The 21782-nt window shown below is 42.5% G+C and carries 20 protein-coding genes and 1 pseudogene; 11 read left to right on the top strand and 10 right to left on the bottom strand.

Features of this window, described 5'->3' with window-relative positions; genetic code table 11:
* The first annotated feature begins 80 nt into the window (after positions 1-80).
* The 5 genes from K5Q29_RS07155 to nrdI all read left to right on the top strand — a co-directional run bounded on the left by K5Q29_RS07155 (position 81) and on the right by nrdI (position 4890).
* Positions 81-992, top strand: coding sequence for an aldo/keto reductase family oxidoreductase (locus K5Q29_RS07155; protein ID WP_105138920.1), 912 nt, complete (start codon positions 81-83; stop codon positions 990-992).
* Between the two features lie 9 nt (positions 993-1001).
* On the top strand, positions 1002-1454 hold the full coding sequence (locus K5Q29_RS07150; RefSeq protein WP_105138921.1) for a GNAT family N-acetyltransferase: 453 nt from the start codon (positions 1002-1004) through the stop codon (positions 1452-1454).
* Positions 1455-1685: 231 nt separating this feature from the next.
* Positions 1686-3437, top strand: a complete 1752-nt coding sequence (gene aspS, locus K5Q29_RS07145) for an aspartate--tRNA ligase (RefSeq protein WP_105138922.1) — start codon at positions 1686-1688, stop codon at positions 3435-3437.
* Positions 3424-4362 (top strand): YitT family protein, encoded by a 939-nt coding sequence (locus K5Q29_RS07140; protein ID WP_105138923.1) that lies wholly within the window; start codon positions 3424-3426, stop codon positions 4360-4362. Before aspS ends, K5Q29_RS07140 begins: the two co-directional genes overlap by 14 nt.
* A 75-nt stretch (positions 4363-4437) precedes the next feature.
* On the top strand, positions 4438-4890 hold the full coding sequence (gene nrdI / locus K5Q29_RS07135) for a class Ib ribonucleoside-diphosphate reductase assembly flavoprotein NrdI (RefSeq protein ID WP_024407725.1): 453 nt from the start codon (positions 4438-4440) through the stop codon (positions 4888-4890).
* A gap of 151 nt (positions 4891-5041) precedes the next feature.
* Here the strand turns inward: nrdI and pulA are convergent, their stop codons facing one another.
* The 6 genes from pulA to K5Q29_RS07105 all read right to left on the bottom strand — a co-directional run bounded on the left by pulA (position 5042) and on the right by K5Q29_RS07105 (position 12563).
* Positions 5042-7093, bottom strand: coding sequence for a type I pullulanase (gene pulA / locus K5Q29_RS07130; RefSeq protein ID WP_105138924.1), 2052 nt, complete (start codon positions 7091-7093; stop codon positions 5042-5044).
* A gap of 23 nt (positions 7094-7116) precedes the next feature.
* Positions 7117-8100 carry a LacI family DNA-binding transcriptional regulator gene (locus K5Q29_RS07125; protein WP_002936122.1) on the bottom strand — a complete coding sequence of 328 codons (984 nt, stop codon included), beginning with the start codon at positions 8098-8100 and terminating at the stop codon, positions 7117-7119.
* 9 nt (positions 8101-8109) lie between these two features.
* Entirely contained in the window at positions 8110-8820 is a 711-nt protein-coding gene (locus tag K5Q29_RS07120) for a hypothetical protein (protein WP_238600846.1), read from the bottom strand.
* Positions 8821-8951: 131 nt separating this feature from the next.
* On the bottom strand, positions 8952-9794 hold the full coding sequence (locus K5Q29_RS07115; RefSeq protein WP_044761969.1) for a sugar ABC transporter permease: 843 nt from the start codon (positions 9792-9794) through the stop codon (positions 8952-8954).
* Position 9795: 1 nt separating this feature from the next.
* A complete protein-coding gene (locus K5Q29_RS07110) occupies positions 9796-11091 on the bottom strand; it encodes a sugar ABC transporter permease (RefSeq protein WP_105138926.1) in 1296 nt (431 codons plus the stop codon).
* A 212-nt stretch (positions 11092-11303) separates the two neighbouring features.
* On the bottom strand, positions 11304-12563 hold the full coding sequence (locus K5Q29_RS07105; protein ID WP_105138927.1) for an extracellular solute-binding protein: 1260 nt from the start codon (positions 12561-12563) through the stop codon (positions 11304-11306).
* 311 nt (positions 12564-12874) lie between these two features.
* On the opposite strand from K5Q29_RS07105, the gene malQ reads away from it, so the two are divergent.
* Positions 12875-14395 carry a 4-alpha-glucanotransferase gene (gene malQ, locus K5Q29_RS07100; RefSeq protein WP_105138928.1) on the top strand — a complete coding sequence of 507 codons (1521 nt, stop codon included), beginning with the start codon at positions 12875-12877 and terminating at the stop codon, positions 14393-14395.
* A 39-nt stretch (positions 14396-14434) separates the two neighbouring features.
* Here the strand turns inward: malQ and K5Q29_RS07095 are convergent, their stop codons facing one another.
* Positions 14435-14617: a hypothetical protein gene (locus K5Q29_RS07095; RefSeq protein WP_002937045.1), complete on the bottom strand. Its 183-nt coding sequence runs from the start codon at positions 14615-14617 to the stop codon at positions 14435-14437.
* A 111-nt stretch (positions 14618-14728) separates the two neighbouring features.
* Between K5Q29_RS07095 and K5Q29_RS07090 the strand changes: the two genes are divergently transcribed.
* Positions 14729-15253 carry a hypothetical protein gene (locus K5Q29_RS07090; RefSeq protein ID WP_044758461.1) on the top strand — a complete coding sequence of 175 codons (525 nt, stop codon included), beginning with the start codon at positions 14729-14731 and terminating at the stop codon, positions 15251-15253.
* Positions 15254-15306: 53 nt separating this feature from the next.
* Here the strand turns inward: K5Q29_RS07090 and K5Q29_RS07085 are convergent, their stop codons facing one another.
* Both K5Q29_RS07085 and argS read right to left on the bottom strand, forming a co-directional pair.
* Positions 15307-16221, bottom strand: coding sequence for an SH3 domain-containing protein (locus K5Q29_RS07085; protein ID WP_105138929.1), 915 nt, complete (start codon positions 16219-16221; stop codon positions 15307-15309).
* 179 nt (positions 16222-16400) lie between these two features.
* Positions 16401-18089, bottom strand: coding sequence for an arginine--tRNA ligase (argS, locus tag K5Q29_RS07080; RefSeq protein ID WP_105121922.1), 1689 nt, complete (start codon positions 18087-18089; stop codon positions 16401-16403).
* 106 nt (positions 18090-18195) lie between these two features.
* Here argS and argR point away from each other — a divergent pair, with 106 nt between their 5' ends.
* The 4 genes from argR to K5Q29_RS07060 all read left to right on the top strand — a co-directional run bounded on the left by argR (position 18196) and on the right by K5Q29_RS07060 (position 21618).
* Positions 18196-18636, top strand: a complete 441-nt coding sequence (gene argR, locus K5Q29_RS07075) for an arginine repressor (RefSeq protein WP_002937036.1) — start codon at positions 18196-18198, stop codon at positions 18634-18636.
* A 14-nt stretch (positions 18637-18650) separates the two neighbouring features.
* Positions 18651-21191 (top strand): DNA mismatch repair protein MutS, encoded by a 2541-nt coding sequence (mutS, locus tag K5Q29_RS07070; RefSeq protein WP_105138931.1) that lies wholly within the window; start codon positions 18651-18653, stop codon positions 21189-21191.
* A 97-nt stretch (positions 21192-21288) separates the two neighbouring features.
* Positions 21289-21411 carry a DUF3021 family protein gene (locus K5Q29_RS07065; protein ID WP_172699598.1) on the top strand — a complete coding sequence of 41 codons (123 nt, stop codon included), beginning with the start codon at positions 21289-21291 and terminating at the stop codon, positions 21409-21411.
* Positions 21412-21444: 33 nt separating this feature from the next.
* Positions 21445-21618: a hypothetical protein gene (locus K5Q29_RS07060; protein WP_172699599.1), complete on the top strand. Its 174-nt coding sequence runs from the start codon at positions 21445-21447 to the stop codon at positions 21616-21618.
* A gap of 56 nt (positions 21619-21674) precedes the next feature.
* Here K5Q29_RS07060 and K5Q29_RS07055 read toward each other — a convergent pair.
* Positions 21675-21782 (bottom strand): annotated as a pseudogene (locus K5Q29_RS07055) (IS30 family transposase); the annotation flags it as partial.

The following is a 21782-nucleotide window of genomic DNA, read 5'->3' as shown; positions in this document are numbered from 1 at the left end:
CTCTTTTTATTTTCGAGTTCTGTCCCGCTCCCTTTTCTGTTATAATGAATAGAAGAAAAACGCTTACAAGGAGAAGACATATGCAAGAATTAGGACAGACAGGTTTACAGGTTTCTCGAATTGCTTTAGGCTGTATGCGAATGGCTAGTTTGACAGAGCAGGAAACTGCTAAAGTGTTAGATACAGTCGTTGGGCAGGGAATCAACTTTTTCGATCATGCAGATATTTATGGTGGAGGTGAGTCAGAAATCCGTTTTGCTCAGGGAGCAAAATTGGCAGGATTGAAACGTGAGGACATGCTTCTCCAATCAAAATGTGGCATTCGTAAAGGCTATTTTGATTTCTCAAAAGAGTATATTTTGGAATCTGTAGATGGGATTTTGAAGCGCTTGGATACAGATTATTTGGATGTTCTCGCCTTACACCGTCCGGATGCTCTGATGGAAGCAGAGGAAGTGGCAGAAGCCTTTTATCTCTTGAAAAAAGCAGGGAAGGTTCATCATTTCGGCGTCAGCAACCAGAATATTTACCAAATGGAGTTATTGCAATCCTATATCAATCAACCGCTTGCAGTTAATCAATTGCAGCTATCTCCTGCTCACACGCCTTTGATTGATGCTGGATTACATGTCAATATGAAAGATGATGCTGCGACTATGCGTGATGGTGGGCTGATTGATTATTGCCAGCTTAAAAAAATCACTATCCAAGCCTGGTCTCCTTTCTTGATTGATTTGCAACGAGGTATTTTTGCCAATCATCCAGATTATGCTCTTTTAAATCAAACGATTGGGGAAATAGCAGAGCGATACAATGTTTCACATGAAACAATTGTCGTGGCTTGGATTTTGCGTCATCCAGCTAAGATTCAAACCATTGTTGGGTCCATGAATCCAGAACGTTTGACCAAGATTGCACAAGCTAGTGAGATTACCTTGACTCGGCCAGAATGGTACGAAATATATAAAAGTGCAGGCAACATCTTGCCCTAGGAGGAAGCTATGCAGTGGGAAATAAAAGTATTTGACCAATTAAGTTTACAGGAACTTTACGGTATCTTGACACTGAGAGTTGATGTCTTTGTTGTTGAACAGGCCTGTCCCTATCCTGAAGTTGATGGAAAGGATCCAAACTGTCTTCATCTTTTGGGAACTGATGAAGGAGAGTTAGTGGCTTACTTGAGAATATTGCCAGCTGGTCTAAGTTATGACGAAGTTTCCATCGGTCGTGTGGTCATCAAGTCAAGTCATCGAGGCAAAGGTTTAGGTCGACCAATGATGGAGCAAGCAATTCACTTTATTACAAACGAATGGAAAGAAAGACAGATTAAAATTGGTGCCCAAGCCCATTTAGAAAAGTTCTATAGTTCGTTAGGTTTTGAGCCAGTTTCAGAAGTCTATCTGGAGGACGATATTCCTCATTTAGATATGCTTTATACTAAACCAGTCGTTTAAGGCTGGTTTTTTAAGCCTGTACTCACAAGTCAAGTTATATAAGAGATAGTTTTTTGAAGGAATACGGACTATATTTTGGAAAAAATAAGGCTGAGTATCTGAATAAAAAGTCTAAGATAGGTGTGCTGGACGGTGAATACAGTTTCTTAGATTTTTCTCGGCAATTTCCCCCAAAAATTAGCCATTTTATGGTAGAATGAATAGGTATAAAATCAGTAAAAGAGGAAGAAAATGAAACGTTCTATGTACGCTGGACGTGTTCGTAAAGAACATGTCGGACAGGAAATTACTTTGAAAGGTTGGGTTGGCCGTCGTCGTGACTTGGGTGGTCTGATTTTTATTGACTTGCGTGACCGTGAAGGTATTATGCAATTGGTGATTAACCCTGAGTCAGTTGAAGCTGAAGTGATGGCAAAAGCGGAGAGTCTTCGTTCCGAGTTTGTTATCGAAGTAACAGGAACGGTTGTGGAGCGTGAGCAAGCTAACGACAATATCCCGACAGGAGCTGTTGAACTGCAAGTAACCAGCTTGACAGTGTTGAACACGGCTAAGACAACTCCGTTTGAAATCAAGGACGGCATTGAAGCCAGCGATGATACCCGTCTTCGTTACCGTTATTTGGATCTTCGTCGTCCAGAGATGCTCAACAACTTCAAATTACGTGCAGCTGTAACCCACAGCATTCGCAATTATCTGGATGACTTGGAATTTATTGATGTGGAGACGCCAATGTTGACTAAGTCAACACCAGAAGGTGCACGCGACTACTTGGTACCATCTCGTGTGTCAAAAGGTCATTTCTATGCCCTGCCACAAAGTCCACAGATTACTAAGCAGCTTTTGATGAATGCTGGTTTTGACCGTTACTACCAAATCGTTAAGTGTTTCCGTGATGAGGATTTGCGTGGAGATCGTCAACCTGAGTTTACACAGGTGGACTTAGAAACCTCATTCTTGAATGAAGTTGAAATCCAAGACATCGTAGAAGGCTTGATTGCTAAGGTCTTGAAAGATACCAAAGGAATCGATGTGACCTTGCCATTCCCTCGTATGGCCTATGACCATGCTATGAACTTCTATGGTTCAGATAAACCAGATACTCGTTTTGAGATGCTTTTGCAAGACTTGACAGAACTTGTCAAGGAAGTTGACTTCAAGGTCTTCTCAGAAGCACCAGTTGTCAAAGCAATTGTAGTCAAGGGGGCGGCAGATAGCTACTCACGTAAAGACATTGATAAATTAACAGAATACGCCAAACAATTTGGTGCCAAGGGACTTGCTTGGTTTAAAGTAGACAAGGGAGAATTAGCGGGTCCAGTTGCTAAGTTCTTGACAGACATTACAGACAACTTGACAACAAGTTTACAACTTGAGGATAAGGACCTGGTCCTCTTTGTGGCGGATGAATTGGAAGTAGCCAATAATACCTTGGGAGCTTTGCGGAACCGCTTGGCAAAAGAGCAAGGTTTGATTGACGAAAGCAAATTCAACTTCCTCTGGATTGTGGACTGGCCGATGTTTGAGTGGTCTGAAGAAGAAGGTCGCTACATGAGTGCCCATCACCCATTCACCTTGCCGACAGAAGAAACAGCTCATCATTTGGATGGTGATTTGGCAGAGGTACGTGCAGTTGCCTACGATATTGTTTTGAATGGTTATGAATTGGGTGGCGGTAGCCTTCGTATCAACCAAAAAGACATGCAAGAACGGATGTTCAAGGCTCTTGGTTTCTCAGCTGAAGATGCGCATGAGCAGTTTGGTTTCTTGCTTGAAGCTATGGACTATGGCTTCCCACCACACGGTGGATTGGCTATCGGTTTGGACCGCTTTGTCATGTTATTGGCTGGTGAGGATAACATTCGTGAAGTTATCGCCTTTCCGAAGAATAACAAGGCATCTGATCCGATGACACAGGCACCAAGTACGGTTGCCTCAGCACAATTAGAGGAATTGGCTTTAGATATTAAACTTGAAAATGAATAAATTTTTCAGAAAACAGCGTGTACTCTTCTTAAGAAAGGCCAGAAAAAATAAATTTTGGTCGGTTATTTCGGGGATCTCTCGGGAAAAATACGCAGAACGGATATCGGGGTCCATTATTTATGGACTCCTATCTAGTATTGCAGTCAATTTTTTCTTTAGACCAGGGAATGTCTATTCGTCTGGAGTTACTGGTCTTGCACAGATTGTTTCTGCTCTGGCAGCTTCTTACACTGGTTGGAATGTACCGATTGCGGTGGTCTACTACGGTCTGAACATCCCCCTGCTTATCTTAGCTTGGTATAAAATTGGCTACAAATTTACCATCTTTACCTTTATTACAGTATCCTTCAGTTCTTTCTTTATCCAATTTATGCCGCCAGTTACCCTGACGACGGATCCGTTAGTCAATGCTATTTTCGGTGGTCTCATGCTGGGAACTGGGATTGGCTTTGCGCTTCGGAACAATGTATCCAGTGGTGGTACTGATATTGTCTCTATTATTATTCGCAAGAAGACGGGACGTCAAGTTGGCTCCATTTCCTTGATTGTCAACATTATGATTATGTTGATTGCAGGGATGACCTTTGGCTGGCAATATGCCCTGTATTCAATGGTTGCGCTGTTTATCTCCAGTCGCATGACAGATGCGATTTTCGTGAAACAAAAACGGATGCAGGCCATGATTATTACCAATCATCCTGAACGAGTCATTAAGAAAATCCATAAGAAGCTCAATCGCGGTGTGACCATTATCAACGGTGCTGAGGGTGCTTATAACCATGAGCAAAAGACGATTCTCATTACCATCATCACTCGTGCAGAGTTCAATGATTTCAAGCATATTATGAAAAAGGCAGACCCCAAAGCCTTTGTATCGGTAGCTGACAACGTCAATATTATTGGTCGGTTTGTGGAAAGTGACTGATTGACAAACACTACATGTAGGAGTAAAATAGTATTTACAATCTACATGTAGTGTTTTTATATAAAGAGGAAATGTATGAAGAAGAAAATATATTTGGTTTACATCAGTTTGAGTGGCAATACAGAAAGTTTTGTGAAACGCCTAAAGTCCTTTTTCCAATTTCAAACTGACTGGGAGGTTGAACTGGTCCATGTTAAAGATTTGGTCAAGCAGGATATTCCTTTCTATCAGCTAGATGCACCCTTTGTCGCCTTTTTACCAACCTACTTAGAAGGTGGAAATGGAGTGGACAACGGAGATGTGGAAATTCTGACCAATCCTCTCGGAGATTTTATCGCTTTGGGGACCAATGCAGAGCTCTGTCTGGGTGTTGTTGGCTCAGGCAATCGGAATTTCAACAACCAATATTGTCTGACTGCTAAGCAATATGCTGAGCGATTTAATTTTCCTGTTATAGACACCTTTGAACTTAGAGGGATGCAGAATGACATTGAACGCATTGGGCGGAAGATAATGGAATTGATGTAAAGAGCCTCAACTCAGCTTTATGCTGGGTTGTTTTTTTGTCACACAAAAAAACTCACCAGCGTGACCAGTGAGTTTTAAGGAGATTATGAAAAATATTTAGGATTGACTATAGTATACCTCAGACTATATCGTGTTTCATCGGTCTAAAGTCCTATTTGTCTTCTAAAATGCAAATACTCTGTCCTGCAATCGTGATTTCTTGCTGATCACGCTCTTCGACTGGAGGATAGTTGTAGAGAACTGTCTTATTTTTTTCACGTTCATAGGTAAAGTCGCTATCCGCAAAGTTGATGATAAATTGAATGGTCTTTTCTTCACTTGTCACTTGATAGCGAAGAACATATTCAGTTAACCAGTAGAAATCACAAGTTTCTTGGATACTTTCGTAGTTATCCTGGCTGAGTATTGGATTATTTTTACGGAAGGTAATTAATTCCTGAATGAATTCGATATGTTCCTTATAGCGAATAGCTCGTGTCCAGTCCAGACGGTTGATACGGTCAGGGACATTGTAAGTATTATCTATTTCATCTTTTGTACGGAAAAATTCCTGTCCGCTGTGAATGAAGGCCATACCCTGAGAGATTAAGATGAGCTGGAGACCAAAACTTGCAGCACGTTTCTGCTGTTGAGGTGTCCAGTTTGGATTCTCAATATGGAAATAGTCAAATGCTGTAGCATTATCATGGCATTCGATGTAGTTGAGGGACTGTTGAGGCGTTAAGAAATGGCTTAATCGGCTACCAGTCAGGAGATGTTGTACCTTTTCGTGCAATTGCTTATCTACTAGACGGTTTGGATTGAGCAAGAGTTTCTTAAAGGTATCACGGTAATCGTCATTGAAGAAGCTGATTTCAGGTAACTGCTCTGCATTATACTGGTGAGCCAGCTTTTCAAATTCGAGGCCTGTTGCCATTTTCCATCCTTCACCATAGAGGTAGACATTTGGGTGAATGGCAGATAATTCAGTTTGAATCTGGTTGATTGTTTCGCTATCCAAGATACCCATCAAGTCAAAACGGAATCCATCAAAACCATAGAGTTCTAGCCATTGGCGAAGGGATTGTTTGATGTAGTTGCGGACCATACTGCGCTCGCTGGCAACGTCGTTACCGCAGAATGTCCCGTCTGTTCGCATGCCGTGTTCATCATAGCGATAGAAGTAGCCTGGAACGATGAGCTCAAATGCGTACTTTTCAGCATGATAGACGTGGTTGTAAACAACGTCCATAATAACGGAAATATCTGCATCATGGTAGGCCTGAATAGCTTCTTGTAGCTCTAGAATACGTGCGTAAGGATCATTTGGTTGGCTAGAATAGGAACCTTCTGGCAGATTGTATTGCATAGGGTCGTAGCCCCAGTTGTAAACAGCTTGGGGTTTATTTTCATCCACACTGCCAAAATCATAAACAGGCAATAATTGAATATGGGTAACGCCTAGTTCTCTGATGTAATCCATTCCTAGCTTCATTTCATCCATGGTAGGAGACTCTGTCAATCCGAGAAATTGACTGCGGTGCTTGAAACCAGCTTCTTTTTGCCATGAGAAATCACGGACGCTCATTTCATAGATAATGGCCTGAGAGATAGGTCGTTGGGTCTTAGCACGACGGATTTTATGAAGTTTCTCTGGATTGATAACGTAGCTGTCACCTGAGTTGGCTGTGGAAGACAGGGCGTAGGGATCGTGAACGGAAATCCATTCACCGTTTACTTTGTGGAGATAGTGATAGCTGTGGGCTTCTAGGTCTCCTTCAACAGTAATTTCCCAAACTCCTTTTGCTCCCTTAGTCATTGCACGTGGGTTTCCTTCTAGAACAAGAAAAACTTGCTTAGAAATAGGTGCCCATAACTTAAAGGTTGTTGCCTCTGGTCGATAGGTTGCTCCCAAGTCTTGCCCATTGTATGTATAACTTTGTTCAAAAAGTGTAGAGCGAACGATATGACCATAGCCGAGTTCAGCTTTATTACGGTCCTGGTCGTAGATGGTATAGTCCTTGTCCAATGTCAATGCATGGAGGCTGGTTAGATAATAGATAACGAGATTGTCTACTTCTAGACAGGAATGGATAAAAAGTTGAGACGTAGCATCATTTGATTCGAGTGAAAAGCTCATATGTTCGGAGTCGAATCGTTTTTCCATGACCAAGCGAATAGTTGCTACATCATCAAGGAATGCTTGGAATTGTCGTAATGCCATGAGCCAAAAGGCTCCTTTCTAAGTTAGAGTTCGGTAATGGTATGTGGAATGACACGTCGGTAGCAGACTTGCTTGTCTTCCTTATTGTCATTGATGATTTGGTGGAGAGTATTGAATGCGACACGTCCTAGTTTAATAGCGTGGACGTCAACGTAGGCTTCAATATCTAGTTTTGGTTTGACGGAGTCGAAAGAAATGATAGGAAGTTTGACTCCGACTTCGTTGAGATATTTGACAACACCTTCGGCAACGGAAGTGTCGGTTGTGACGATTGCATCCAGGTCTTGTTTGAGTAATTTCTTAGAAATTTTATAGGCACTGTCTTCGAGAAGGAAGCCAGACACAAACTTGACCTTGTTTTCATCCAGGGGAATATTGTGCGATTTAAGGGCGTTCTTGTAACCTGTATAACGGTCTTGAGATACGACCAGCTCTTTGTTACCAGCGACGAAGGCAATGTTTTTGTAACCTTTATTGATGAAGTAGTTGGTAGCTTCAAAGCCGGCCTGGATATTATCATTATCAACTAGTGATATGAAAGGAGAATCCGCCTTACCAAGAATGAGGAAGGGGAATTTGTGTTGGATAGCCAATTGTACCAATGGATCGTCGGGCTTGGAATAGAGGAAGATGAGTCCGTCCACTCGTTTGCCGTAGACCATCTGAGAAATTGCTTCTAGACGTTGTTCTTCATTCTTTCCTGTGGAGATTTGGATGGCATAATTATGATCTGCTGCAACTTGAGAAATTCCTCGTAAGGCAGTAGGGAAGAAGGGGTTTTGATAGAAAACATCCGAGTCATCTGGCAAAACCAGTCCGATAACCTGTGTATAGCTAGAAACTAGGCTTCGAGCGTTGAGGTTTGGATGGTAGTTGAGATCCGCCATGGCTTTCCTAACCAAGTCTTTCGTTTTTTGGCTAATGGCAGAGCTATTTTGAATGACACGAGTAACTGTAGATGGCGAGACACCAGCTAATTTGGCCACATCTTTGATGGTAGCACGCATATAGACCTCCTAGATTTCATCTCTGAATTTTGTTTTGAAAAATACCCATAACAAGCATAGTACAAATAGGATATTTTGTATGGTTAGAAGGGTAGTCACAGGTTGACCAAATAGTCCAATTAGACAGGCTATAAGAGTAGGTAGGCCCAGACAGTTGAGAGCAAAATTATAGCACTCTGCAAACGTTTCAAAATGGAAGAAACGAGACTTTTTAGTCAAAAAGAGGAAGAAGCTGGCTCCTAGTAGGATGAAGAGTAGGTTTGTTGTTAAAATAAAGGTCGAAATAAGAGTGATGGACAGTCCGACAGCTGCTCGGTTGGCTTGATACCATTTTTTAGAGATGGCTGCAGTTAATGTCTCCTTACTAGCAAAATCGTCAGTATTCAAACCTTCATAAGTCAATTCGCTTAGAATATCACTTCCTTTACGAATAGTCAGAGACTGATTGGCAAATTGATAAGTAAAGTCAGAACTAGAGCTAACATTATCACCAAATGTTACTTGCCCCCAGTTAGTATTTCCAGTATAGGTTAGGTGGTTGTTTTCGATGACTGCATGTTGACGGAGGTCATCTACGACCTGATCTGTCAGAGGTGAATAGATACCTTCTACGAAATTTTCTAAAGGATAGGTTTCGAGATTGACAGTCTGTAGGGAGCTCGGAATGAGCAAGAGCGCCACTAAAAAAAGCGTTGTAAACAACCGTTGCCAAAGGTTCATTAGTCTACGATTGGCAAACATATTTCTTGGAGAGAAGATACTAGAAAAATAGGAAAAAGGATATGGGAGCATTCGTTGGACCTTTCATAAATATCAATGTTTCCTCTGAAAAGGGAAAAGGTGGGACAGGGTTATCCCTTGTCGCCACCGCTTGTTAAACCAGATACAAAGTTCTTTTGTAGGAAGAAGAATAAGATACTGATAGGGAGGGCAATAAGAATAGCACCTGCCGCAAAGTAGGCAATCTTCATATTTTTCACATCACTGATGAAGGTTTGAAGTCCGACAGCTACAGTATAGAATTCTTTTTCACGAAGCAAGAATTTGGATAGGATGTAATCTCCAAAAGGTCCCATGAAGGCCCAGAGCGCTTGTACAGCAATCATTGGACGAACGAGTGGGAGGACGATTTGCCAGAAACGTCTGAAGTGACCGGCACCGTCTAGTTTTGCAGATTCATCAAGTGAGATTGGCACCGTATCGAAGTAGCCTTTCATGAGCCAAGCGTTCATTGGGATACCACCACCGACATAAAGGAAGATGAGGAACCAGCTTTGGTTGAGTGCATTGAGCATGAGGGCCATAACGAAGAAGGCAGTAAGAGCAGCCATGGTTGGTACCATTTGGATAATCAAGAAGAAGACCAAACTCTGCTTACGAGCGATGAAGTTATAGCGACTATAAGCGTAACCCGCTAGTACCACTATACTTGTTTGAATAACCATTGTCAAGAGAGCAATGATAAGCGTATTGAGGTACCAGGTTCCGTATAGAGTCTCGCTAAAGAGCTTGCTGAAATTGTCTAGTGTAAAGTTGATATTGCTATCCAATTTGAAGGCAACCACGTTACCAGACTTGAAGGCGGACATGATTGTAATCAAGAGAGGATAGATGATGATAACAGACAGAATAATCAGATAGAGATAGGTTAAGGTCTGATTGATTCTACGTCTAAATTTTACAGATAATTTCATCTTATACATCCTCCATTTCAAAAGCATTTAGTTTTTTGAAGGCAATCATGGAAATACTGATGACAATCATTGAGATAATCAATGTAACTGCTGCCGCCATTGAGTATTGAGGTGATGTACCTGTGGTTAATTTATAAATCCATGAAATCAAGATGTCAGTTGAACCTGCTCCACCACCGACGCTACCAGGACCACCATTGTTGAAGAGGTAGATGATAGAGAAGTTGTTGAAGTTGAAGGTGTATTGGCTGATTAGTGTTGGAGCTGCTACTGCTAAAATCATCGGAAGGGTGATGTTACGGAATTTTTGAATGGCACTTGCACCATCAATGTAAGCAGCTTCATACAAGTCGTTTGGAATGGATTGCAAAATACCCAAGGTCAAAACATAGATATAAGGGAAACCAAGCCAAGCCTGCATCATAATGAGGGCAACTTTAGTCCAGAATGGGTCGGTTTTCCAAGGGATAAGGAAATTATCGATGAATGGTAGGAATTTGCTCAGGAATGGCAATACCTGTGTGTTAATAGCGCCGACACTATCGTTGAACATGTTACTAAAAGTCAAGATAGTTACGAAGGCAGGAACAGCCCATGGGAGCAAGAAGATAACACCGAAGATGCGTTTTCCCTTGATGAATGGCTGATTTGCGATGATGGCTGTCAAGATACCGATAACAATTTGAGCTGTTGAAGCGCAGAGTGCCCAGATAATTGTCCAGCCAAGTACAGAGCCAAATGCTGTACGGAATGTGCTTAGTTTCCAGATGTTTGTAAAGTTGGTAATACCAATCCAATCCAACAAGGCACCTGGTGGCAGGTGTTTGAAGTCGTAGTTTGTAAAGGCGATAAACAATGTAACGACAACTGGGAAGATGATAGCAAAGGTCATCGCAATATATGATGGGATGATCAAGAGATATGGGAAACCATTCTCATAGATACCTTTTACCATTTCTTTTAATGTGGTAGCCACTGGCATCCCTGAATTCCATCGTTTCGCAGTATCACGTGCATCTTTTAGGTTGAGTGCATAGAAAGCGAGATAGACAACTGTGATAATTAAGTGGAAAGAACCACGAATCAGCATGAATAGCGAATTATCTTGTCCACGAACACTACCGAGGGTAATCAAGTTGCCTAATTCACCAGCTGCAATAGCAATAAAATAAACAAGGAAGGCAAGGGTAACACCAAAAAAGATGTATCCTTTGGCTTTTTGTTTATTGTAGATTTGTCCGAGACCAGGGATCAGGGACAAAAGGAGTGCCTTACCTGGATTTTGTTTCATAGTCATAGTCTCCTTATATAGCTTCTGAATAGATGGTGGATGTTATCGTCATTTAGTTTTTCTTTTATTACTTTGTTAACTCGCCTTGCCTAACTTCAGTTATGCTTGCGGCTCATTGCCTCGTACTAAAAGTAAACTAAAAGACTATATCTATTCAGTTTATCGTTAAGTAATAAAGTAGACTGGGAAGAGAACTCCCAGTCCAACTTTAAACTTGACTAGTTGCTGTGTTTTTGAGCAATTTCGTCTGCAATAGCTTTCACAGCGTCTGTTGCAGCAGTCTTAGCGTCTTTTGAACCACTTGCAGCTTCGAAGAGCATGTTACCAGCTGGTGTCCAAACTGAACCCATTTCTGAGATGTTTGGCATTGGTTGAGCTGAAGCAAACTGGTTGATAACTGCAGTTGTCAATTCGTCTTTTTTGCTTACAGCATATTCACGAGCTTCAGTGTTAGCTGGAACTTCGTTTGTAGCGTCGTAAAGTGCTTTTTGTTGGTCTGTAGCAGTCAAGAAGTCAACAAACTTTTGAGCCATTTCTTGGTTTTTAGCACCTGCTGGAACAACCCATGCTTTACCACCACCGAATGCTGAGTAGTTTTTGCCGTTTACAAGAGTTGGTATTGTTGCTACACCATAGTTTACACCAGCTTCTTTATATGAAGCTGCTTTCCAAGGACCTTCGATGATAGCAGCTGCTTTACCGTCTGTAAATTGAGTGTTAATCAAGTTGTTTGCAGCAGTACCGTCTTGAAGACCTTGAGGCCATTTTTCGTACCAAGTTTTAGCGTATTCAATTGCTTTGATGGCACCTTCATTAGCAAGTCCGATGTCTTTTGAATTTGTGCCATTTTCACCGAATACATAGCCGCCGTAACCAGAAAGAAGTCCGTATGTATAGTAGAAATTCGTCCAGTCAGCTAGGAATGCTGAAGTTTTACCCTCTTCACCAGCAAATGCGTATTTACTGTCTTTAGCAAGTGTTTCAAGTTCTGCAAATGTTTTAGGAGCTTCAGTCAATAAGTCTTTGTTGTAGTAAAGAACAAGTGTTTCGATAACCGCAGGTGAACCATAAACTTTACCACCGTTTGTTACAAGAGCAGTTGTTGTGTCATCTGCTTTGCTATCATCTGCAAGAGTCAATTCAGATAGTTGACCTTCAGAACCAAGGCTACCTACACGGTCGTATGGTGCCATCATAACGTCTGGGGCTGAACCTGATTGGTTATCCAATGATAAGTTATCCAAACCAGTTAAAGCATCACCAGTTTTAACGGTAACAGATACACCATTTTCTTTTTCGAAGCTAGCTTTGACATCGTTGATGTAAGATTCATAACCTTGGTCAACGTAGACAGTCAATTCTTTGCTACCTTCAGCAGACTTAGATGCCTCTGTTGATGAACCTGAGTTTGAGCATGCAGCTAAAACAGCAGTTGATGCAGCAAGAAGAGCAACGCTCTTAAGGAGATTGTGTTTCATTTTCTTCCCTCCGAAGATAAATAGTTTTGTGTGACGCTTGCTTTGCGCAAACGTTTTCCTAAGTTGACTTCATTATACACTAGATTGAATCCGTTTGCAAGCGTTTTTATAAAAATTTTTAAAAATTTTTTTGAGTTTAAAAAAATATAAGAATTTTTTTGCACATTTTGCACATATTAATGAAAAGAAATATGGAATGGCATGTGAACTAACAGAATTAAATGGAAATTTCTTGATTTGTTACCGTTTTCAGTATATAATAAAAAAGAGAAAACGTTTGCGTTGTGCAAGCGGATTAGATAGGAGAACTTATGAAAGTAAGACAGAGTGGTGTGCTGATGCACATTTCATCATTACCAGGGAAATATGGAATTGGTTCCATGGGACAATCGGCTTATGAATTCGTTGATTTTTTGGTAAGAACTAAGCAACGCTATTGGCAAATCTTACCTTTGGGAACAACCAGTTATGGAGACTCTCCTTACCAGTCATTTTCAGCTTTTGCAGGGAATACTCATTTTATTGATTTCGATATATTGATTGATAAAGGCTGGCTGGCAGCAGAGGATTTGCAAGGTGTTGAGTTTGGGCAGAAACCTACAGAGGTAGATTACGCAGCTGTTTTTTATGCTCGTCGTCCATTACTGGAGAAGGCGGTTGCCAACATGAAGGCACAAGGCTTGCCAGAAGATTACTGGATGTTCTTAGGGGAGAATGACTTTTGGATTCATACCTTTGCGGAGTATATGGCTATAAAAGAGCATTTTGATCTCAAACCTTGGACAGAGTGGGAAGATCAAGGTGCACGCTTACGTTGCCACGATACCTTGGAATATTATCGTCACTTGTTAGCAGATCGAATTGATTATCACCGCATTACACAATATTTATTCTTTTCACAATGGAAGGCTTTAAAGGCTTATGCCAATGCCAAAGGTGTTGAGTTTGTTGGGGATATGCCAATTTACATTGCTGCAGATTCTGCTGATATGTGGGCCAACCCTCATTTCTTTAAAACGGATGAAGAGGGCAAGCCGAGTGTGGTTGCAGGTTGTCCACCGGATGCATTTTCAGAAATTGGTCAGCTTTGGGGCAATCCAATTTATGATTGGGAAGCGATGAAACAAGACGGCTTCACTTGGTGGGTTGCACGTTTACGAGAATCTTTCAAGATTTACGATATGGTTCGTATCGACCACTTTATCGGCTTTGCCTCTTTCTGGGAAATTCCAGCAGGTGAAGAAACTGCTGTAAACGGTTACCGTGTCGAAGCACCAGGTTTTGAATTATTTGATACAATCAAGCGTGAACTCGGAGACTTAAATATCATAGCTGAGGATTTGGGCTCTGTGACAGATAAGGTCATCCAATTGCGTGATACGACAGGTTTTCCTGGTATGAAAGTCCTGCAATTTGCCTTTGACCCTGAGGGCGACAGCATTGAAATGCCACATAACCATCCTAATAATGTGGTGGCATATACGGGAACCCATGACAATGATACGATTCTTGGCTGGTACGAAAATGAAACAACGAAAGAATCGCGTGCATTCTTAGATAAGTACAGCAATCGTCGTGAGGGCGAAACGGTCAGTCATGCTCTTTTCCGCCTGCTCTTTGGTTCCCCAGCCTTTATGGCGGTGGCTACTATGCAGGATTTACTTGGTTTGGATGGTTCAGCTCGCATGAACTTGCCAAATACACTTGGTGGTAACTGGACTTGGAGAATGACGGCAGATCAATTGACACCAGAGATTGAAGCGGAATTGCTAGATCTTACAGAAACCTATCGTCGGGTTAATGTGCATTTGGTTGATGAAAAGTCAGAATAAAATGAACTCCTCTAAGCAGCTAACTTAGAGGAGTCTTTGTTATCTCTGTTGTCGGACATAGAGCCAGTAGCGAATCCAGTAGTAGATGGTGTAGAGTAGGCAGGCTACGATAGTCCAAATGAAAAATGTATTCAGTACTTTAGCAAGACTTGGCAATAACCAGTTAATCAGTAGAGTGACTACAAAAATAATCACTCCGATATAGGTGGGCAATTTCTTCATGAGCTTTCCTCCTTTGAACTTAGTATAACAAAATTATATTTGCAGTCAAATGAAATATATGATTGACAATATAAAAATATGAGTATAAAATATAGAAAAAAGGAGGCTATTATGAAAAGACCAATTCATTTGTATATCTTTGTTGTGCTGTCATCTATTGCGAGCGTAGTGCGTGTCTTTAATGTGTTTTTCGCGAAGTACGATGAGGCAGCTGTGCGTCAATTGTTGCAGAATTTTAATGTAGAGGGGCTTGATGAGGTATATTTTACCTATATGAGAGAGTCTGTCAATTTCCAAACGAATCTTGTCAATAAGGCATTTGCAGTTGTGTTATTACTTGCTGTGATTGCGACGATTGTACTGCTTTTCCTCAAGAAAAATGAGCAGGCTTCTTATGCCTACCTGGGTTATCTTTTTGTAACTCTCTTATTTTCGACCTATGCTTTTATTGGTGAGAAAGGGTTGAGTCAAATTTATACTGATTCAGTTATGCGTCAGTCAGTAGAGGCGCAGGCAATGATGAATTATATTATTCGAGTTGTCCTATTTGCTATCTATTTTGGGGTAACTATTTTCTTCCATCTGCGTAAACCGAAAGAAAAACCGAGCACAGCTATTAATTCGACAGATATTTAATGAAAAAGCACAGTCTAAAAAGATTGTGCTTTTAAATATTGTCTTTTTTGTGATCAGGAGATGGCGATGTAGCGTCGGGCACCTGAGTAACTGATATAGCTAATCCATGTGCGACCTTCGGCAGTAATAACTTTATCATAGCGAACGACTGAGCCAGCTCCGTAGAAGGTGATTTCAGGACTGGACAGACTTGGATTGTTGCGGACACTAGAGTAGGACTGGATGGTGTAGCTTCCTGATGCTGGTAGGCTGTTGTTTGTAGATTGAGTAATGGTAGGTTGGATAGCGATATAGCGCCGAGCTCCAGAATAGCTGATATAGCTAATCCATTGTTGTCCGTCGGCTTCAAGAACCTTGTCGTAGCGGACGCTTTCGCCAGCATAATAGTAATCGAGGATAGGGCTAGATAGACTAGCTTGAGATTTGATGGCCAGTTGGCTGGTAAAAGTATAGGTGCCGCTTGGGGCTAAGGCGGGTTGAGAGTTGCTTGTTCCCGCTCCGAGGTCTTTAAAATGAATGTAGCCGCTAACGGCATTTTTGGGGATAACTCGCCTTCCGTAGGTATAGCGAACGCCGTAGTTGTATTCCTCAATCTCTACGGTATCTCCATTTACTGCAGAAACCCATGCGACATGCATGGGAGTTTCCCACCAGGCAACGGCGCCGACAGTAGGTGTCATGTTAACTTGATAACCTTCTTGTTTGGCACGATGGCCCCAAACATTGGCATCACCATAGGCAGGTGGCAATGTAAAACCGTTCACTGTGCTAAGTCGAAAGGCTACAAAGGAGGTGCACTGGCGTGTGTAGAGTCTCCATGGATCGACTGCATCAATTGCTGTGTAGGGATAGTCATCTCCTCGCGCATTGGCTGAGGCTGAAGGTGGGGATTGTAAATTGATACCGACAATGAAAATGGCGGCTAGAAGCTGACAGGCGATTCCTTTTCTTCTCAAGAATGTTTTCATTATTTCTCCTTGTGTAATAGAAGTAGAGGCATCACTTGTGCCTCCCATCTATGTATTCGTAATTGAAATGAATCTTTTTGATTTTCATTTGGGATAAGGAGTTGTTGTGATAAGGAATCGGAAACGAGAGTAGGCAATGTGGTAGAAAAAAAGCCTCGGCTGATGGCCGAAGGCTTTGATTACATTTTTTCTGGTGCTTTTACGCCGAGAAGACGTAGAGCTTCTTTGAGGACAAGTCCTGTTGCGTAGGCAAGTGCTAGACGGCTGTCACGCTCTGGGCTTTCATCCAAGATACGAGTGTGTGCGTAGTACTTGTTGAAGGCTTGCGCCAGGTTGATAGCATATTTAGCAATGAGGGATGGGTCAAATTTGTCACCAGCACGTTCAACAACGTTTGAGAAGTTTTGGATGTGCTTGATGATGTCCCAGCTTTCTGCATCAGCCAGTTTGTAGTCATTTTCTGCGCTTGGTACAAAGTTTGCCTTGCGTAGGATAGACTGGATGCGGGCGTATGCGTATTGTACATAAGGACCTGTTTCACCCTCGAAGGAAACCATAGCTTCTAGGTCGAAGTCGTAGCCGTTGTCACGGTCGGTTTTGAGGTCGTAGAACTTAACAGCGCCTACACCAACTGCGTGTGCTACTTCTTCCTTGTTTTCAAGGTCAGGGTTTTTAGCTTCGATTTGAGTAAGGGCGCGTGAAATAGCTTCATCTAGAGTTGGCTCGAGTAGGATGATATTTCCTTTACGAGTGGATAGCTTTTTCTTGTCCTTGGTAACCAGACCGAAGGTGATATGGGTCATATCGTCGCTCCAGTCGAAGTCCATTTCTTTCAAGACAGCCTTGAGTTGTTTGAAGTGGTTGATTTGCTCCTGACCAACGACATAGATGCTTTTCACAAAGTCGTAAGTGCGTTTGCGGTACATAGCTGTTGCCATGTCACGTGTGATGTAAAGTGTTGCACCGTCTGTTTTCATGATGAGGGCTGGTGGAAGATTGTAGCTTTCAAGGTCAACGATTCTCGCACCTTTAGATTCTTGAAGAAGTCCTTTTTCTTCTAAGATTTGGATGCCTTCGTCCATCTTATCGTTGTAGAAAGCTTCGCCATTATAGCTGTCGAAAGTTACATCGAGTTTGTCGTAAATGCGGTTGAATTCGACCAAGCTTTCATCACGGAACCATTGCCATAGCTCGTGAGCTTCTGGATCGCCATCTTCCAATTTTTTGAACCATTGACGTGCTTCTTCGTCCAACTCAGGCTTTTCTTCTGCCTCAGCGTTGATACGCACATAGAGTTTGAGGAGTTCTGAGATTGGGTCTGCTTCGACCGCAGCCTTGTCACCCCAAAGTTTGTAGGCAACAATCAACATACCGAACTGTTTACCCCAGTCACCCAAGTGGTTGATGCGGATTGGCTTGTAGCCAAGCTTTTCGTGGATGTTAGCAAGGGCATCACCGATAACGGTTGAGCGCAAATGTCCAACTGAGAATGGTTTAGCAATGTTTGGGCTGGACATGTCGATGGTTACATTGCGTCCTTGACCAATGTTGAGTTTACCGTATTGGTCTTTTTCAGTAATAACATCTGTCAAGACTTGGTGGGAGATAGCAGCCTTGTCCAAGAAGAAGTTGACGTAAGGACCAGTTGCAACAACGTTCTCAAAGCCAGTTGTATCGAGTTTTTCAACGATGTCCGCTGCGATAGCCTGTGGAGCCTTGCGTTCCACTTTAGCAAGTGAGAAGGCTGGGAAGGCAATATCGCCCATTTCTGATGATTTTGGTTTTTCTAGCAGATTGTAGATAGCTTCCACTTCCAAACTCGGAAGGATGGCAGCCAATCTTTCTGCAATCACTTGTTTTTGATTCATATAGGATTTCCTCCAAAGTTATTGATTCTATTTTAACACATTTCTAGGCTAATAGCGGGGAAAAGTGTTATAATATTTCTATAAATATACATTTTGAGGTAAAATGATGAATAAAGCAGGACGACATGATTTAATAAAGGCCATGATTCGTCAAGAAAAAATAGGGCGACAAACGGATATTCAGCAAGGTTTAGAGGCTCGAGGGGTAGTGGTAACCCAGACAACCTTGTCTCGTGATTTACGTGAGTTGGGAGTGATAAAAATTCATGAAAATGGGCGTTCATTTTATTCCTTAGCTATCGAAGAAGAGCGCGTGAATTTTATCCAATTATTGGCACAATATGCGTATAAAGTAGATCGGGCTAGTTTTATTCTGGTCCTTCATTCAGAACTGGGAGAAGCGGCCTTGATGGCCAATATCATTGATGCAGAAAAGCCAGAGACTATTTTGGGAACGCTGGCGGGAGCTAATACACTTTTAGTTATTTGTCGAGATGATGTAGCGGCTCAGCAAGTTGAAGCGGAGATTAACTACTATTTGAATTAGAACAGGGAGAGATGATGGCAACAGAAAAAATTTCTCCGGGAATGCAGCAGTATCTGGATATAAAAGCACAGTATCCAGATGCTTTTTTGCTTTTCCGTATGGGAGACTTTTATGAGTTATTTTATGAAGATGCGGTAGAAGCGGCACAGATTTTGGAACTGTCCTTGACCAGTCGTAATAAGAATGCGGAGAATCCGATTCCTATGGCGGGGGTGCCGTATCACGCGGCCCAGCAGTATATCGACACACTTGTTGAATTGGGGCATAAGGTCGCTATTGCTGAGCAGATGGAAGATCCTAAGCAGGCAGTCGGCGTGGTCAAGCGGGAAGTAGTGCAGGTCATTACTCCTGGTACGGTAACAGATTCGTCCAAAATGGGAGCCGACAGCAACTATCTGGTCACCATTGACCGTCAGGGAGTGCAGTTCGCACTTTCTTATATGGATGTGTCAACAGGTCAGTTTTTTGTGACTAGTTTGGATGATTTTACCAGTCTTTGCGGTGAAATCCGCAATTTACGGGCACGTGAATTGGTCATCGGCTATACTCTCTCAGAGGAAGAGGAGCAGGTCTTCTCGAATCAGATGAACTTGTTGCTGTCTTTTGAAGATGAGGTGACGGAGGATGTTCAGCTGATTGATAACTCCTTGACAGACTTGGAAAAGGCTGCGGCGGGTAAACTCCTCAGCTACCTTCATCGGACTCAGATGCGAGATCTAAGCCACTTGCAAAAGGTGGTCCATTATGAAATCAAGGACTATCTGCAAATGGACTATGCAACCAAGTCCAGTCTGGACCTGCTTGAAAACGGTCGGACAGGCAAGAAGCACGGTAGTTTGTACTGGTTGCTAGACGAAACCAAGACAGCAATGGGCATGCGACTATTGCGGACATGGATTGATCGTCCCTTGATTGACCTTAAGCGGATTGAGAATCGTCAGGCTGTCGTCCAGGTTTTTCTGGATTACTTCTTTGAACGGAGTGACTTGGTCGAGGCTTTAAAAGGTGTCTATGACATCGAACGCTTGGCCAGTCGGGTGTCTTTTGGAAAAACCATGCCCAAGGATCTCTTGCAGCTCTCCCAGACTTTGGGAAATATCCCAGCAATCAAGAATATCTTGCTACAAATCAATGAGCCTGCTCTAGGCAATCTGGTAGCTGGATTGGACCCAATTCCAGAACTGCATGCTCTCATCAGCTCTGCTATTGACCCAGATGCCCAAGGGACCATCACAGATGGAAACATCATCCGTACGGGCTTTGATGAAACGCTGGATCAGTACCGTCTGGTCATGCGTGAGGGAGCGGGTTGGATTGCGGAGATTGAGGCCAAGGAGCGTGAAGCGTCTGGTATCAACAATCTTAAGATTGATTATAATAAAAAAGACGGTTACTATTTCCATGTGACCAATTCCAATCTGGGCAATGTGCCTAGTCATTTCTTCCGTAAGGCGACCTTGAAAAACTCGGAGCGCTATGGAACGGAAGAGTTGGCTAAGATCGAAGGGCAGATGTTGGAGGCGCGTGATAAGTCGGCTAACCTAGAGTACGAGATTTTTATGCGGATTCGTCAGGAGGTTGAAAAGTACATCAGCCGCTTGCAGAAGTTAGCTCGGACCATTGCAACCATTGATGTTTTGCAGGCCTTTGCAGTTGTGGCGGAGCAGCAACATTTGGTTTGTCCACGCTTTACAGATCAAAGAGAATTGACCATTGACCGTGGACGTCATGCAGTGGTGGAGAAGGTCATGGGCAAGCAGACCTACATTCCTAACTCCATTCATTTGGATACGGATACGCATATGCAACTGATTACAGGTCCAAACATGAGTGGTAAGTCTACCTATATGCGGCAGTTGGCGGTTATTGTCATTCTGGCGCAGATGGGTTCTTATGTGCCTGCTGATCAGGCTGTATTGCCGATTTTCGATGCTATTTTCACCCGTATTGGGGCGGCAGACGACTTAGTCAGCGGTCAATCGACCTTCATGGTCGAAATGATGGAGGCCAATAAGGCGGTCCGTCTGGCGACAGATCGGTCGCTCATCCTCTTTGATGAACTTGGACGGGGAACGGCCACCTATGACGGTATGGCTCTGGCCCAGTCTATCATCGAGTACATCCACGACAAGATTGGTGCCAAGACTCTCTTTGCCACCCACTATCACGAGTTGACAGACCTTAGCCAGACCTTGGAACACCTAGAGAATGTCCATGTATCGACCTTGGAGAAGGACGGCCAAGTCACCTTCCTCCACAAGATTGCCCAAGGCCCAGCTGACAAGTCCTACGGGATTCACGTGGCTAAGATTGCTGGAATGCCAGAGGAGCTATTGGAGCGGGCAGATAGGATTTTGCAGACGCTTGAAAACCAAGCTCCTACTGCACCAACTCACCCAGCTCCGTCAGTTGTGGAAGAGCCGTCTGGTCAAATCGACCTCTTCGCAGACACGCCTTCTCACCCAGTCCTCGATGAACTGGAAAAACTAGACATCTACAATATGACCCCAATGGAAGTCATGATGGCAGTTGCGGAGTTGAAGAAGAAATTATAAGACAATGAAAGTCAGGACAGCTGTTCTGGCTTTTTTTGCCGTTTAGTCAGTTTAGGTGTTGTTCTCGGAACCATTATTTCTCTCATAACCCCTGCTATTGTCGGTCAAGAAACTTATCTACCTCTTCTGGCTGATTTTTATCTTGGTCTACGCTTTGCTATTTTTCCTAAACTATCGGAAAATGGAGCGGCAGATTAAGGAAATCAACGGTAGTTTGTAGTATAATAGCACTATCATTTAATTGGAGTGTCTTATGAAAATTATTTTGACGATTGTCTATTGTTTAGGGGGAGTGTGGAATACTCTCTATATTGCCTATAATGTCGGTAAACTTCCTTTGTTAAATTTGCTTTGGCCTGCTGTGATTTTAGTGGCCTGTGCTATTAACCTGTACTTTTTATGGACTAGAAAACAAGAGTCAGAATAGGCTCTTGTTTTTAGTTATTTTAGAATATGAACTATATCCCAAATTTCAAGTTGAAGTTAGCCACCCAAAAGAAATTCACTTGGCGACTTGTAGTCCAAGCATTTTTTAGGGTAGTTGTTAATCCAATTTTCGATAAAAGCTACTTCTTTCGGAGTCGTTTTCTT

This window comes from Streptococcus sp. 2018037 (genome assembly GCF_019754195.1).
Taxonomy (GTDB): domain Bacteria; phylum Bacillota; class Bacilli; order Lactobacillales; family Streptococcaceae; genus Streptococcus; species Streptococcus hashimotonensis.
Note: the sequence above shows the minus strand (reverse complement) of the source record. Positions and strands in the feature narration are given on the sequence as shown.